This window comes from Psychrobacillus sp. (genome assembly GCF_056205495.1).
The window spans coordinates 1-12,648 of record NZ_JBAEAP010000485.1; the positions used below are offsets into that span (position 1 = coordinate 1).

At 37.9% G+C, this 12,648-nt stretch carries 14 protein-coding genes; 10 read left to right on the top strand and 4 right to left on the bottom strand.

Annotation, left to right across the window (positions count from 1 at the left end; genetic code table 11):
- The 6 genes from AC06OU_RS13910 to zupT form a co-directional block, all read left to right on the top strand.
- The coding region (locus AC06OU_RS13910; RefSeq protein ID WP_475856555.1) for a peptide MFS transporter at nt 1-702 on the top strand (702 nt) is incomplete at its 5' end.
- Nucleotides 703-776: 74 nt separating this feature from the next.
- Nucleotides 777-1,619, top strand: coding sequence for a DUF6612 family protein (locus tag AC06OU_RS13915; RefSeq protein WP_475856557.1), 843 nt, complete (start codon nt 777-779; stop codon nt 1,617-1,619).
- A gap of 212 nt (nt 1,620-1,831) precedes the next feature.
- Nucleotides 1,832-2,737 (top strand): NAD(P)/FAD-dependent oxidoreductase, encoded by a 906-nt coding sequence (locus tag AC06OU_RS13920; protein ID WP_475856576.1) that lies wholly within the window; start codon nt 1,832-1,834, stop codon nt 2,735-2,737.
- Between the two features lie 181 nt (nt 2,738-2,918).
- The gene (locus AC06OU_RS13925; protein WP_475856559.1) at nt 2,919-3,536 is read left to right on the top strand and encodes a phosphatase PAP2 family protein; all 618 of its coding nucleotides are present in this window, start codon (nt 2,919-2,921) and stop codon (nt 3,534-3,536) included.
- A 70-nt stretch (nt 3,537-3,606) separates the two neighbouring features.
- Nucleotides 3,607-4,233, top strand: a complete 627-nt coding sequence (locus tag AC06OU_RS13930) for a uracil-DNA glycosylase (protein WP_475856577.1) — start codon at nt 3,607-3,609, stop codon at nt 4,231-4,233.
- An 83-nt stretch (nt 4,234-4,316) separates the two neighbouring features.
- Complete coding sequence (gene zupT, locus AC06OU_RS13935; RefSeq protein WP_169358489.1) at nt 4,317-5,126, top strand: zinc transporter ZupT; 810 nt, start codon at nt 4,317-4,319, stop codon at nt 5,124-5,126.
- Nucleotides 5,127-5,199: 73 nt separating this feature from the next.
- Here the strand turns inward: zupT and thrB are convergent, their stop codons facing one another.
- Both thrB and thrC read right to left on the bottom strand, forming a co-directional pair.
- On the bottom strand, nt 5,200-6,141 hold the full coding sequence (thrB, locus tag AC06OU_RS13940) for a homoserine kinase (protein WP_475856561.1): 942 nt from the start codon (nt 6,139-6,141) through the stop codon (nt 5,200-5,202).
- Nucleotides 6,141-7,199 (bottom strand): threonine synthase, encoded by a 1,059-nt coding sequence (thrC, locus tag AC06OU_RS13945; protein WP_475856564.1) that lies wholly within the window; start codon nt 7,197-7,199, stop codon nt 6,141-6,143. Before thrC ends, thrB begins: the two co-directional genes overlap by 1 nt.
- A gap of 174 nt (nt 7,200-7,373) precedes the next feature.
- Here thrC and AC06OU_RS13950 point away from each other — a divergent pair, with 174 nt between their 5' ends.
- From AC06OU_RS13950 to AC06OU_RS13965, 4 genes are all read left to right on the top strand, one after another.
- Nucleotides 7,374-8,600, top strand: a complete 1,227-nt coding sequence (locus AC06OU_RS13950) for an MFS transporter (protein WP_475856566.1) — start codon at nt 7,374-7,376, stop codon at nt 8,598-8,600.
- A gap of 172 nt (nt 8,601-8,772) precedes the next feature.
- The gene (locus AC06OU_RS13955) at nt 8,773-9,297 is read left to right on the top strand and encodes a DNA topology modulation protein (protein ID WP_475856568.1); all 525 of its coding nucleotides are present in this window, start codon (nt 8,773-8,775) and stop codon (nt 9,295-9,297) included.
- Between the two features lie 25 nt (nt 9,298-9,322).
- Entirely contained in the window at nt 9,323-10,597 is a 1,275-nt protein-coding gene (locus AC06OU_RS13960; protein WP_475856569.1) for an acetyl-CoA hydrolase/transferase family protein, read from the top strand.
- Entirely contained in the window at nt 10,597-11,181 is a 585-nt protein-coding gene (locus AC06OU_RS13965; RefSeq protein WP_475856570.1) for a DNA-3-methyladenine glycosylase, read from the top strand. Before AC06OU_RS13960 ends, AC06OU_RS13965 begins: the two co-directional genes overlap by 1 nt.
- A 206-nt stretch (nt 11,182-11,387) precedes the next feature.
- Here AC06OU_RS13965 and AC06OU_RS13970 read toward each other — a convergent pair whose 3' ends face one another.
- Both AC06OU_RS13970 and AC06OU_RS13975 read right to left on the bottom strand, forming a co-directional pair.
- Entirely contained in the window at nt 11,388-12,191 is an 804-nt protein-coding gene (locus tag AC06OU_RS13970) for an N-acetyltransferase family protein (protein ID WP_475856572.1), read from the bottom strand.
- Between the two features lie 158 nt (nt 12,192-12,349).
- The coding region (locus AC06OU_RS13975; RefSeq protein WP_475856574.1) for a ferredoxin reductase domain-containing protein at nt 12,350-12,648 on the bottom strand (299 nt) is incomplete at its 5' end.

Below are 12,648 nucleotides of genomic sequence, written 5' to 3' on the forward strand. Positions count from 1 at the left end.
ATACTTGGTATTTTAATCCCAACTCTATACTTCATAATTATGTATAGAAGTGATAAGTCAACGGAAGATGAAAAGTCTCGTTTACTTGCTTACATTCCACTTTTCGTAGCAGCTATGATGTTCTGGGCAATTCAAGAGCAAGGTTCTAACATTTTAGCTCAATATGCAGATGAGCGTGTAGATCTAACTCTTGGGTCATTTGAAATTTCACCTGCGTGGTTCCAATCGTTGAATCCATTATTTATCATCGCCCTTGCTCCAGTCTTTGCGTGGCTATGGGTGAAACTTGGGAATAGACAACCGTCAACCCCTCGTAAATTTGCATATGGGTTATTCTTTGCGGGTCTGTCCTTTGTCGTAATGATTTTCCCTGCTTACTTTAATGGTACTGATACGTTAGCTAATCCTATGTGGCTTGTTCTAAGCTTTTTCTTAGTAGTACTTGGTGAGTTGCTTCTTTCACCAGTTGGTTTGTCTGCAACTACAAAGCTAGCTCCAGCTGCTTTTGCTGCACAAACGATGAGTTTATGGTTTATGACAAATGCTTCAGCACAAGCAATTAATGCGCAGGTTGTAAAATTGTACAAGCCAGAAACAGAAATTATGTACTTTGGAGTAATAGGTGCAATTGCAATAGGGTTAGGGGTAATTCTTTATCTAATGACACCGATCATCCAAAAATACATGCGTGGTATTCGTTAATTTGTAAAAAAAGTGAAACCTTTCAATAATTTGTTCGTATGTTAAGTGTGAAACAAAGAAGGGATGGGACTAACATGAAGAAATGGAAAATGCTATTAGCGGCTACTACGATGACTTTTGCATTAGCTGCTTGTAACGACACTGCTACGCCGGCTAATAAGGAAGTAAAAGAAACTACTGATATGACTTTGGAAGAAGTATATAACAAGTCAATGGAAGTATCTGAGGAACTGAAAAGTGTTTCTGCTAAAGTTAATCTACATTCAAATATGAATATACCAAGTGAAGAAACGAACGTAGAGCTTAAGGCTGACATGGACATGGACGTAGTTATTGAGCCAATGCAAATGTACCAAAAAGGAACAACTTCTATGAAAACAGAAGATGGTTCAATGGATGAGACTATGAAAGTAGAGTCATACATTAGCGGAACTGATTTTTATATTTACGAGGAAATAGGAGATCAGTGGATGAAGGCACCTGTAGAGGCAATGAGTGACATCATGGCTCAAACAAACTCAGCTGATCCTGCTAGCTCGCTAGCTGAACTTGAAGCCTATATTAAAGACTTTAAATTTGAGCAAGATGACAAAAATTATATTTTGACACTAGATGCATCAGGTGACAAATTTAATGAATTAGTACAAGCTCAAATAGATGAAACGCTTCAAAGCATGGCACAGGCTGGAGAAGATGTACAGTTAGATATAAATATAAATTCAATCAGCTATTTAATTAATATTGATAAAGAAACTTTCCAGCCTACTTTGGTTGATATTCATGTAAATATGGACATGGAAGTAGAAGGCGAATCTATTAATATGGATCAAAGTATGAAGACAGTTTTCTCTAACTTTAATGGGATAGAAAAAATTGAAATTCCTCAAGAAGTTATTGATAGTGCAGTAACTATATAAAAGTGAGCAGAGTCTGCCTATAATTGTTGGATAATTCAACAATTATAGGTGGGCTTTTTATATTTTCTTCAATCCATTTAGTTTTTTAGAAGTTTTCTTAATAAAGTAATGTTAGGAAACATCTAATTTAGGGAACACTAAAAAGGGAAAATTATTTTATAACAAGAAGGTTACCGTGCTAACCTCTTTGACTTGGCTTATGTAAGGAGGCAATATCAATGTATGACTGTATTATTATCGGAGGCGGCCCCGCAGGCTTGGGTGCTAGTTTAACTTTAGGAAGAGCGCGAAGAAAAATTGCCTTATTCGACGATGGGACAAATCGTAACAGAGTAACACATGAATCACACGGCTTTATAACAAGAGATGGCATAAAACCACATGAATTCAAAGGGATAGGGCTAAGCGAATTAAAAAATTACCCGAATGTAAGTTACTTTAATAAGACCATTATTGAAGTAAGAAGAGAGAAAGAGGAAGGTAATTTTATCGTAAAAACAAGAGACAATAGTGAATATGTTTCCGAAAAATTATTGCTTGCAACAGGTATTCAAGAAGTGTTTCCGATTGAAAGTATTCGGAAGTTCTATGGAAAAAGCCTCTTTAGTTGTCCTTATTGTGATGGGTGGGAGTTACGGGATAAGCCACTTCTGATTCTAGCTGAAAAGGAAGAACACATCCTTCATATGGTTAAACTCATTTATAATTGGTCAAATGACCTGTTGGTGCTAACTAATGGAAATGACTTATCAGAGGAAGGTATGCGCGAGCTTGCCAAGCATAATATTGAAATAAAAAATGATCGAATAGAAGAACTTGTGGGTGAAGAGGGTTATCTCAAAGAGGTAAAGTTGGCGTCCGGTGAGATTATTAATAGAACTCTTGGATTTGTTGCTCCCACGTATTATCGCCCAAACTACTTTGCTGAGAAATTAGGTTGTGAAATAGATGAGAAAGGAAGGGTGATGACTGATCCACGTTGCCGCACAACACAAAAAAATGTATATGTTGCTGGAGAATCTAGGAAGCCTATACCTTCATCTCTTATGATTGCAGCTGCAGATGGAAATAAGGCGGCAGTCTCCATTAACACGGATTTGACGGAGGAACGATTCTAGTATTTTTATAAATGCATCTTTGACTCAATAAAATCTGTCTATTCTCCTACTCGATTACCCTTGAAAGCAGAGGTTGCTTAGAACCTCTGTCCCCTCTCTAAAGTTAGCTTATGAATCTATATTTTCTTTGTACTTGTAAGCTATCTGGCTTATAATTTTTATAACAAATAGGAGGGATTCTGTGAAAAAATGGTTTTATCCACTAGGACTTGTTACATTACTAGGGTTTATAATGCTGTTTTTGAATATAGCTAAAGATGAAGTAGTGTCGTTAGACCAAAAAATGGGCAACCTTCTTGAAGGTAATTCATTCATCACAGCATTTCACTATTTTGGTGATACAAAATTTATTTTACTTATTGCGTTATTAATTATTTTATTATTATGGATACGTTCTCATAATTATCGAGGCATGCTATTTGTTTTATTTACGGTTGGGGTAGGGAATGCCTTGAACCAGCTACTTAAAAGAGTGATCCAACGAGAACGTCCTGACGTCCCTTCCCAATTAGAAACTTTTAGTTTCCCCTCTGGTCATGCGATGGTTGGCCTGCTCTATTTGTTTACAATTGCTTATTTAGCTACTGAGCATCAGACTAATAGAAAAGTCACCGTAACCATTTGGTTGGGGGCCATATTCATGTCCATCATGATAGGACTTTCTCGAATAGCAGAATCTCGCCACTATTCATCCGATGTGTTTGCTGGATGGATGGTCGGGTATACATGGTTTGTATTGGTGGCTCTGTGGTACGAATATAGAAAGCGTAATAGAAAAAATAAAAATAATAGATTATAAATCCTTTCCGATTCGTGGAGAGGATTTTTTGTAAGGAGGAAAGAAAGTGTTTGAGATACCGAACCATTTAATGGATATATGCATAAAAAGAATAGAGGGATCACCGGTTGAAGGTTTTGTAAAAGGTAAAGGACCGAGAAAGCCTACTCTTATGCTAGTGGGAGAAGCACCCGGAGAGAACGAGGCTATACAAGGTCTCCCTTTTGTAGGTAGAGCAGGGGAGGAACTAAAAAAATCGTTAGCTAGTATAGGACTAACAAGAGAAGATGTGTATATGACAAGTGCTGTAAGAAGCCGTCCTTTCATATGGAAAGATAAAAAAGAAAGAAACGGCGAGACGGTAAAAAAGAAGTATAATCGCCCTCCTACTCAAAGTGAGATCATAGCCCATGCTCCAATTTTAGATTTTGAACTATTAAATATTTCTCCATTACTAATCGTTACGTTAGGAAATGTGGGATTACAACGCTTACTCGGAAAAAGTGCGACTGTTTCTAAATTACACGGTCAATTATTGCAAAGACCGGTTCAAATTTTAGAGTCTTTAAACTCCACCCAATATACTTGGTCTAGTGAAACCTATACAATTATTCCAACCTATCATCCTGCTTCAGTATTCTATCGTCCTTCCAACAGAGAATTTCTAGAAGAAGATTGGAAAACGATAGGAGATTACATTAAAAAGCAAAGATTTTGACACTTTCTTAGGTTGAAGAAAGTTGCTTAAAGGAAACTTTTTAAGTATAATAAGCTTAAATTAGAGAGAAAGAAGATGGGTCAATGGATGGAAATGTAGTTTTTGCATTATTACTTACTTTATTTGCTGGCCTAGCTACTGGAATAGGGAGCTTATTGTCTTTACTTACTACTAGAACAAACAAAAAGTTCCTATCTGTAGCACTTGGGTTTTCAGCTGGAGTGATGATTTATGTTTCCCTTGTAGAGATATTCGTTAAGGCCAAAGATTCATTAGTAGAAGAGCTAGGTTCTACTAATGGCTATTGGGTTACTTTAGCTGGTTTCTTCGGCGGGATGTTTTTCATCGCTTTAATAGATAGGTTGATTCCTTCACATGAAAATCCGCATGAAGTAAAAGGTGTTGAGGATATGAAACTCAAACCAGCGAATGCAGAAGATGCTCGTTTAATGAAAATGGGTATGTTTACTGCTCTTGCTATTGGTATTCATAATTTCCCAGAGGGGATTGCAACCTTTGCTTCAGCATTACAGGATCCTAACCTTGGTATAGCAATAGCTATTGCAGTAGCTATTCATAATATTCCAGAGGGGATTGCCGTAGCCGTTCCTATATTTTATGCTACTGGTAGTCGAATGAAAGCATTCAAACTTTCATTCCTATCCGGGCTAGCAGAACCAGTAGGTGCTTTAGTTGCCTTTCTAATATTGATGCCATTTTTAAATGGTGTAATGTTCGGGATAATTTTTGCGGCAGTTGCCGGTATTATGGTATTTATTTCGTTAGATGAGCTATTGCCTGCTGCGAAGAAGTATGATGAAACTCATTCTTCAATGTATGGGGTTGTAGCTGGGATGCTTGTGATGGCTTTAAGTTTAGTATTAATGGCATAAAAAAGGCAGTGAAGGTCTCCTCGTAAGGAGAGACTTTCACTGCTTTTTATATGAACAGAAAGGAGAATCCTATTTAGATAGAGGAAAGCTGTGGTGGCTGTTTTGATACCTCTTTGCTTGGTTTTTGCTTTAAAGAAACAATTCCTGTTTTATTGATAGAGGTTGGTACAAATTCAAAGCTAGGAAAAGAGTCTTTCATTTGAGAGATGAACTCCATCTCCTTTCCTTTTTGTACAAGAGACAACAGGGTAGGGCCAGCACCACTAATACAAGTACCGAAAGCACCTGCTTTTTTTGCTGCAATTTTTAGAGCTCTACTATGTGGGATCAGGTCTAAGCGATAAGGCTCATGAAACAAATCCTCTTCCATGTATATACCTGCCTGCTCAAAGGACTGAGAGAGGAAAGCAGCTACCAATAAATTTGCAGAAGCACTAGCCTGTGTCGCGATTGGTCGTGTGTAATGCTCGGGTAAGACATTTCTAGCTAGTTCTGTTTTAAGTTCAAATGAAGGAATAGCTAATACAAAACTAGCATTTATATGGTATGAATGAAAAACGTGAATTTCTCCATAATCAGTACTAGAAGATATAGTAAAGCCCCCAAAAATAGAGGCAGCGGCATTATCAGGATGTCCTTCTATCATTGTAGCTATTTTTAGCTTGTCATGAGCAGTCAGCTGAAGCTGTAGCAATTGATTGGCTACCTCAATTCCAGCAACTACAGCAGACGCACTACTTCCCATACCGCGGGCTAGAGGGATTTCGCTTTTTAATCTTAACGCACAAGCTGGTAGTTCCAGTCCTTGCATAGCTGCTGTTTTAGAAGCAGCCTGGACAATCAGATGATCAGCTGGGTCGGAGATGATTGGTAGATTCTCAGTCAAATTTTCGATAGAAAGCTGGGGGGCAAGTTCTACCTCAACCTCTAAATACTTGTCTAATGCAATACCTATTGAGTCAAAACCAGGACCTAAGTTTGCTGTGCTTGCAGGTATTGAAATAGTCCATGACATTATGCGAGCACCCCCTCTATAAATGCACTTAGTGCAGTTGCGTTACTTTCAATTTTATGTGGTGGTGCCACTTTTACATCAATTGCAGTTTGCGGATCCTTTAACCCATTTCCAGTTAAAATTGCAACGACCTTGCTGCCAGATTTTATCTTACCTTCCTTGACAGATCTTAAAACTCCAGCGAGGGATGCACAGGATGCAGGTTCAGCAAAGATACCCTCTCTACTAGCAATTAGCTTATATGCCGCAATCATTTCATCATCAGATACAGCCTCGATAAGTCCTCCTGATTCATCTCTTGCAGCAACGGCATATTCCCAGCTTGCTGGATTGCCGATTCGAATGGCTGTGGCAATTGTCTCAGGAAATTCTATAGGTTTCCCTTGAACTATAGCAGCAGCACCCTCTGCTTCAAAACCAAATATTTTGGGTAGTCCAGTTTTCTTTTTGTTGTTATATTCCTTAAACCCCTTCCAATAGGCTGTAATATTCCCGGCATTGCCAACTGGTATTGCTAAATAATCTGGAGCAGCTCCAAGTACATCGCAAATCTCGAAAGATGCAGTTTTTTGTCCTTCTATTCTATAAGGATTTACAGAGTTTACTAGAGTAATCGGGGAAGATTCACTAATAGTACGAACCATATCTAATGCCACATCAAAGTTACCTTCGATTTGAATAACTTCAGCTCCATACATATAAGCCTGAGCTAGTTTCCCAGCCGCGACCTTTCCCTCAGGTATGACAATTATTGCACGCATTCCGGCTCTTGCTGCATAGGCAGCCGCAGCCGCTGAAGTGTTACCAGTAGATGCACAAATAACTGCTTTGCTACCTTCCTCCTTCGCCTTAGCTACTGCAAATACCATTCCTCTATCTTTAAAGGATCCTGTTGGATTTGCTCCTTCTATTTTTGCGAATAACTCAATTCCTAATTCTTCTGATAAATTTTCTAATTTAATAAGAGGGGTATTCCCCTCTAATAATGTAAGTTTAGGTGTATTTTCTGTAACAGGTAAGAATTCTTTATATTGTTCAATAAGTCCTTGCCAAGCCATGTAAATTTCCGCCCTTCTGTTCTTCTTAAAAAAACATTTGTATTTGTATAAAGGACATTTTACTCTAAATATTTCAAAAAAACAAGAAAAAATTTATATTGTAAGTTACCTAAACAATGAGTATACTAATCATGTAAACTAAAAACATTACAGGTGTAAAGACAGGGGAAAAAGATGACTACAATTAATGAAGAAAAAGTTAGTAAACAAAAGCCATTATCTAAAAATAAATTGCTTGGTATAGCAGGGCTAGCATGGATGTTCGATGCAATGGACGTCGGAATTCTATCTTTTGTTATCGCAGCATTAGCTACTGAGTGGGCACTAACCCCAAATGAAATGGGCTGGATTGGAAGTGTTAACTCCATTGGTATGGCAGTAGGTGCTCTAGTATTTGGAGTATTGGCCGATAAGGTTGGCAGAAAGAAAATATTTATGATAACGCTCATCTTGTTTTCCGTAGCAAGTGGTTTATCTGCTTTAACTACCACGTTATTTGCATTTTTAGCTCTACGCTTTCTTGTAGGTATGGGGCTTGGGGGAGAGTTGCCTGTTGCGTCTACTTTAGTATCAGAAAGTGTGGAGGCAAAGGAAAGAGGACGAGTAGTTGTCTTATTAGAAAGCTTCTGGGCAGCTGGTTGGATTATTTCCGCATTGATTGCTTACTTTATAATTCCTGACTATGGTTGGAGAATTGCGCTATTAATCACTGCGTTACCTGCATTTTATGCGATCTATTTACGTTTAAAGCTACCTGATTCTCCAAAATATGCTGAAAAAAATACTGAAACTAGATCTATCCTCCAAAATATGAAGGGTGTATGGGCAAAAAAGTATGCAAAAGCAACACTCATGTTATGGATTGTATGGTTTACTGTCGTGTTTTCTTATTACGGGATGTTTTTATGGCTACCGAGTGTGATGGTCATGAAAGGTTTCTCTCTTATCCAAAGCTTTGAGTATGTTCTAATTATGACCTTAGCTCAATTACCTGGTTATTTTTCTGCTGCCTGGCTAATTGAGAAAGCAGGACGTAAATTTGTACTTGTTACTTATCTGTTAGGGACTGCGGCAAGTGCTTTTGTATTTGGGTCTGCGGAAACTACAGCAGTTTTGATCGTATCTGGTATGCTGCTGTCCTTCTTTAACTTGGGAGCATGGGGAGCATTGTATGCATACTCACCAGAGCAATATCCAACTGTTATTCGTGCAACAGGATCAGGTATGGCTGCATCTGTAGGACGTATTGGTGGAATACTTGGCCCATTATTAGTAGGTTCTCTAGTGACTGCTGGGTATGAAATTGGATGGATCTTTGGTATCTTCTGTATTGCCATTATCATAGGGGTAATAGCAATTATATTTTTAGGAACGGAAACTAAACAAGTGGAACTAGAATAAGAAGGTAAAAAGCTGCTTCCTATGAGGCAGTTTTTTTATTGTTTAGGAAATTCTTCCTCGCTTTTCCCCATTTGCCTGTCGGGGCAGAGATAGGCGCTTACGCTTTTCTAGTTTGTCTCTTGGTTAAAACATAGTACAATGAAGTTATCTCATATAAAGGGGGATATAAAAAATGCCAAGCTCAAAACACAAAAAGATACTAATAATTGGTTCTAGTGGAGCAGGTAAATCTACTTTTTCAAAGCAGCTCGCTAAAAAATGGGATTTGCCATTGGTTCATTTAGATTCCCTCTATTGGAACGATGGGTGGATACCGGTTTCAAAAGATGAGTTCATAGAAAAGGTAAAAAAGAAGCTAGAAGAGGATCAATGGATTATAGATGGAAATTTCAACTCAACACTTGAGTGGAGAGTGAAGTATGCTGATTTAATTATATTTTTGGATTTCCGGCGAACACTCTGTACATATAGAGTATTAAAAAGGGTTTGGAAACACCATGGGAAAACTAGAGATGACATGGCTTCAGGCTGTAATGAGAAGTTGGATTGGGATTTTCTAAAGTTCGTCTGGAGCTTTCCAAGTAAAGTCAGGCCAAACATACTCAAGGTACTGTCTGAAGCGGGCAAGAGCAGGGACATATGCATATTAAGAAATCCTAAGGAACTAAACGTATTTTTAAATACTGCTCCACAGTAAAATGAAATATATTAGGGGTGTAAAAATGAAAGAAAAAATATTGAGTGACAGGCAAATAATCGAGTTAATACCTCCGAATGCAGATATCATTCTGCCTTTAACAAATGGAGAACCACATAAGCTTTTGGATATATTAGAAGAAAATGCTCATGACTTAACGAATGTAAAGGTGCATCAGCTGTTGGCATTAAAGCATCGTCCTTATATGGAAGGTGCCTATCCTGGAAAGTTAAAGCATGTTTCTTATTTTCTAAGTGGAGCAACGCGAAAGGCATTCCATCAAGGTCTTGTCGACTTAGTGCCAAATCACTTTCATGAGATGCCTAGAATTCTAAGGTCATCCACGAATCTTTCGATGGTTATGGCAGTTGCATCTCCTATGGATGAATTTGGGTACTTTTCCTTGGGGACACAGGCAGATATAGTGAGTGAGTTTATTGGAACAGTGCCATTCATATTAGAAGTGAATGAGCATATGCCAAGAACATTTGGTCAAAATCAGGTTCATATTAGTCAAATACTTGGTTATGTAGAAAATAATCGTCCTTTATTAGAAGATATGGCGCCTCCAATCGGAGATAAGGACATAAAAATTGCAGAGTATGTTACTGATATGATTGATAACGGAGATACGTTACAAATTGGAATAGGTTCCATTCCAAATGCCGTTGTAAGCCTACTAAAAAATCATAAGCATTTAGGAATCCACACGGAAATGTTTGTGGATGGAATTGTCGACTTAGTCGAGGCGGGTGCAATTGATGGTACACAGAAGTTTACGAACAGAGGAAAAATAGTAGCAACTTTTGCGCATGGATCCAAGAAGTTGTATGACTTTCTAAACAATAATCCATCCGTAGAATTTTTGCCGGTTAGCGTTGTAAATGACCCACGTGAAATTGCAAAGGAAGAACGAATTGTATCTATTAATGCAACTACTGAGGTAGATCTGTATGGACAATGCGCTTCTGAAACAGTTGCAGGTAAATATTATTCATCTTCAGGTGGACAAGCTGATTTTGCAAGGGGAGTAAGGTTCTCTAAAAAAGGAAAAGGCTTTGTATGTATGACATCAACCGCAAAAAATGACGAGATTTCTCGCATTAAGCTTTCCTTAACACCTGGATCTATAGTGACTACATCTAAAAATGACATTGATATGATTGTCACTGAATACGGCGTAGCTAGTATGTTCGGCAAGCCGATTTCCAAGCGGGCCGAGCAACTAATTTCGATTGCTCATCCAAAGTTCCGAGAAGAGCTAACATTTGAAGCGAAAAAGATGGGGCTTATTTTATAATGAAACCAATCGAGCCGACTTTTTTTCATCAACCAACATTAGAGCTTGCAAGGGATTTAATAGGGAAGTACATAATCCACGAGCATACTAGCGGTCTGCTAATTGGGAAAATTGTTGAGACGGAAGCATATATGGGGGCAGAGGATCGAGCAGCTCATAGCTTTGGTAATCGTAGAACGAAGCGAACAGAAGTAATGTTCGGGGAACCAGGACTAATTTATACGTATCAAATGCACACACATACATTGATTAATGTAGTTGCAGCTCCAATGGGTACTCCACAGGCTATTTTAATACGCGCTGTAGAGCCAATAGAAGGTTTGGAACAAATGAAAGTGAATAGACGTGAGCTTCCAATGAAGCAATGGACAAACGGTCCAGGAAAGCTGACGAAGGCAATGGCTATTACAATGGATTACTATGGGCATCATTGGAGTGAAAAACCTTTATATATGTCAGAGGGTGAGGTAGCTCCATCCATCTCTACTGGTCCTCGCATTGGGATAGAAAACAGTGGAGAAGCGGTTCATTATCCTTATCGCTTCTGGGAAACTGACAATCCATATGTATCGAAAATGCGATAGAACAACTAAAATACCGATTGATGGGTGCTCAAAAGTCCTCAAGGAATCTTAAGTTAATTTTGAAGCTAATAAACGAGGAAATAAGTAAAAAGTAAGAAGGCAGATCTGTTCTAAATCGAACAGAAAGTGCCTTCTTTTTTTGAACAGTTTTTTGTGCCATCTTACAGCTAGTTAGATGAATGAAATACAGTTTGTATAGATGTCTTTCAATTCTCTGACTCGATGACTCGACCCATATAGTATTCATCTACGTATTGTCCATTAATGAGCAAGGAATTTTTTCTTAGCCCTTCATTTTCAAAGCCAGCCTTTTGGTAAAGTTTGTATGCCACCACATTCTCTTTTATAACGGTGAGCTCTAGCTTAGTGACCCCATTTTGTTTTGCCCAGAGAAATGCTCGGTTAATAAGTGAAGAGGCAACACCTTTTCTAGAGAATTGCTTTTTTACCCCTATTACTAAAGAGGAGCGATGTCTTGCTCTAGGAGCAGAATGACCTTGAAGTAATATAAAGCCAGCAAACTGTCCATTCATAATGGCTAGGAAAAGGACTGAGTTAGGCGAGCTTTTCCATACAGTCATCTGCTTTCTTATATGCTGAACGGTCATTTGAAAGTCAGACTCCCCATACAGCATAAAGTCTGTTTCTGAAAAAATAGTCTCCTGCAAAGTAATGAAGGGACGAGCATCCTCTAGCTCTGCTTCGCGGATAACTAATATATCTTGATCTATATCGTTTTCCTCATCCTCTACTTCATTCATTGCCTGAAAGATAACCGTCTCTCCTAAAACTACATCCTTTACTGAATACCCATAATTTATCCACGCAAAGTAGTGTAAGGCAGGTGGTTTTGTTTTTTTCCACCAACTGCTGCTTAAGTAGGCTGCATTTGGTAGTGCTTGCCCTATGATTGCCTCAATTTCTTCATATGTAAGGATAAATTCTTTTTTAATGCACTTTTTAAAGTAGTTAGATAGGGGAATATACTTACTCTCAAATTGTTTAACCATTATGAATTTATCACTCATTTCTATCTTTAAAATAAAATATAGGCTAATTATAGCATTTCCTTTTAACTATTCATATATCTAAAAGCATATTAATTGGTAAAAAAATACCTAAAAAGGATGCTGCCCATAAATAGACAGCATCCTAGCTTAAAGATTTATTACACTTCAGTTAAATTTAAATTCAGTGCAGGTCCGAAGAATTCGTAATGGATATGACCTTTTGCAAATCCAAGCTCTAACAAATGATTGATCATCGCTTCCATAAAGCTTACAGGACCACATACATATACATCTCCATCTTTGTGAGCGTACTCTTTAATAATCTCTTTAGTTATATATCCATCTCCTTCTTCGGAGTATAGAGATTTATATACGACATTTTCCAAGGAATCTATTAAAGAGCGAATATCTTGGTCAAAGGGATGTAAATTCTTTTTACGTGTACTATATATAAAGG

Coding starts and splice junctions, on each gene's coding strand:
- AC06OU_RS13960 (WP_475856569.1), top strand. CDS start 9,323: ATGAAAGAAAAAATATTGAGTGACAGGCAAATAATCGAGTTAATACCT.
- AC06OU_RS13915 (WP_475856557.1), top strand. CDS start 777: ATGAAGAAATGGAAAATGCTATTAGCGGCTACTACGATGACTTTTGCA.
- AC06OU_RS13970 (WP_475856572.1), bottom strand. CDS start 12,191: ATGGTTAAACAATTTGAGAGTAAGTATATTCCCCTATCTAACTACTTT.
- AC06OU_RS13965 (WP_475856570.1), top strand. CDS start 10,597: ATGAAACCAATCGAGCCGACTTTTTTTCATCAACCAACATTAGAGCTT.
- thrB (WP_475856561.1), bottom strand. CDS start 6,141: ATGTCATGGACTATTTCAATACCTGCAAGCACAGCAAACTTAGGTCCT.
- zupT (WP_169358489.1), top strand. CDS start 4,317: ATGGATGGAAATGTAGTTTTTGCATTATTACTTACTTTATTTGCTGGC.
- AC06OU_RS13950 (WP_475856566.1), top strand. CDS start 7,374: ATGACTACAATTAATGAAGAAAAAGTTAGTAAACAAAAGCCATTATCT.
- AC06OU_RS13930 (WP_475856577.1), top strand. CDS start 3,607: ATGGATATATGCATAAAAAGAATAGAGGGATCACCGGTTGAAGGTTTT.
- thrC (WP_475856564.1), bottom strand. CDS start 7,199: ATGGCTTGGCAAGGACTTATTGAACAATATAAAGAATTCTTACCTGTT.
- AC06OU_RS13955 (WP_475856568.1), top strand. CDS start 8,773: ATGCCAAGCTCAAAACACAAAAAGATACTAATAATTGGTTCTAGTGGA.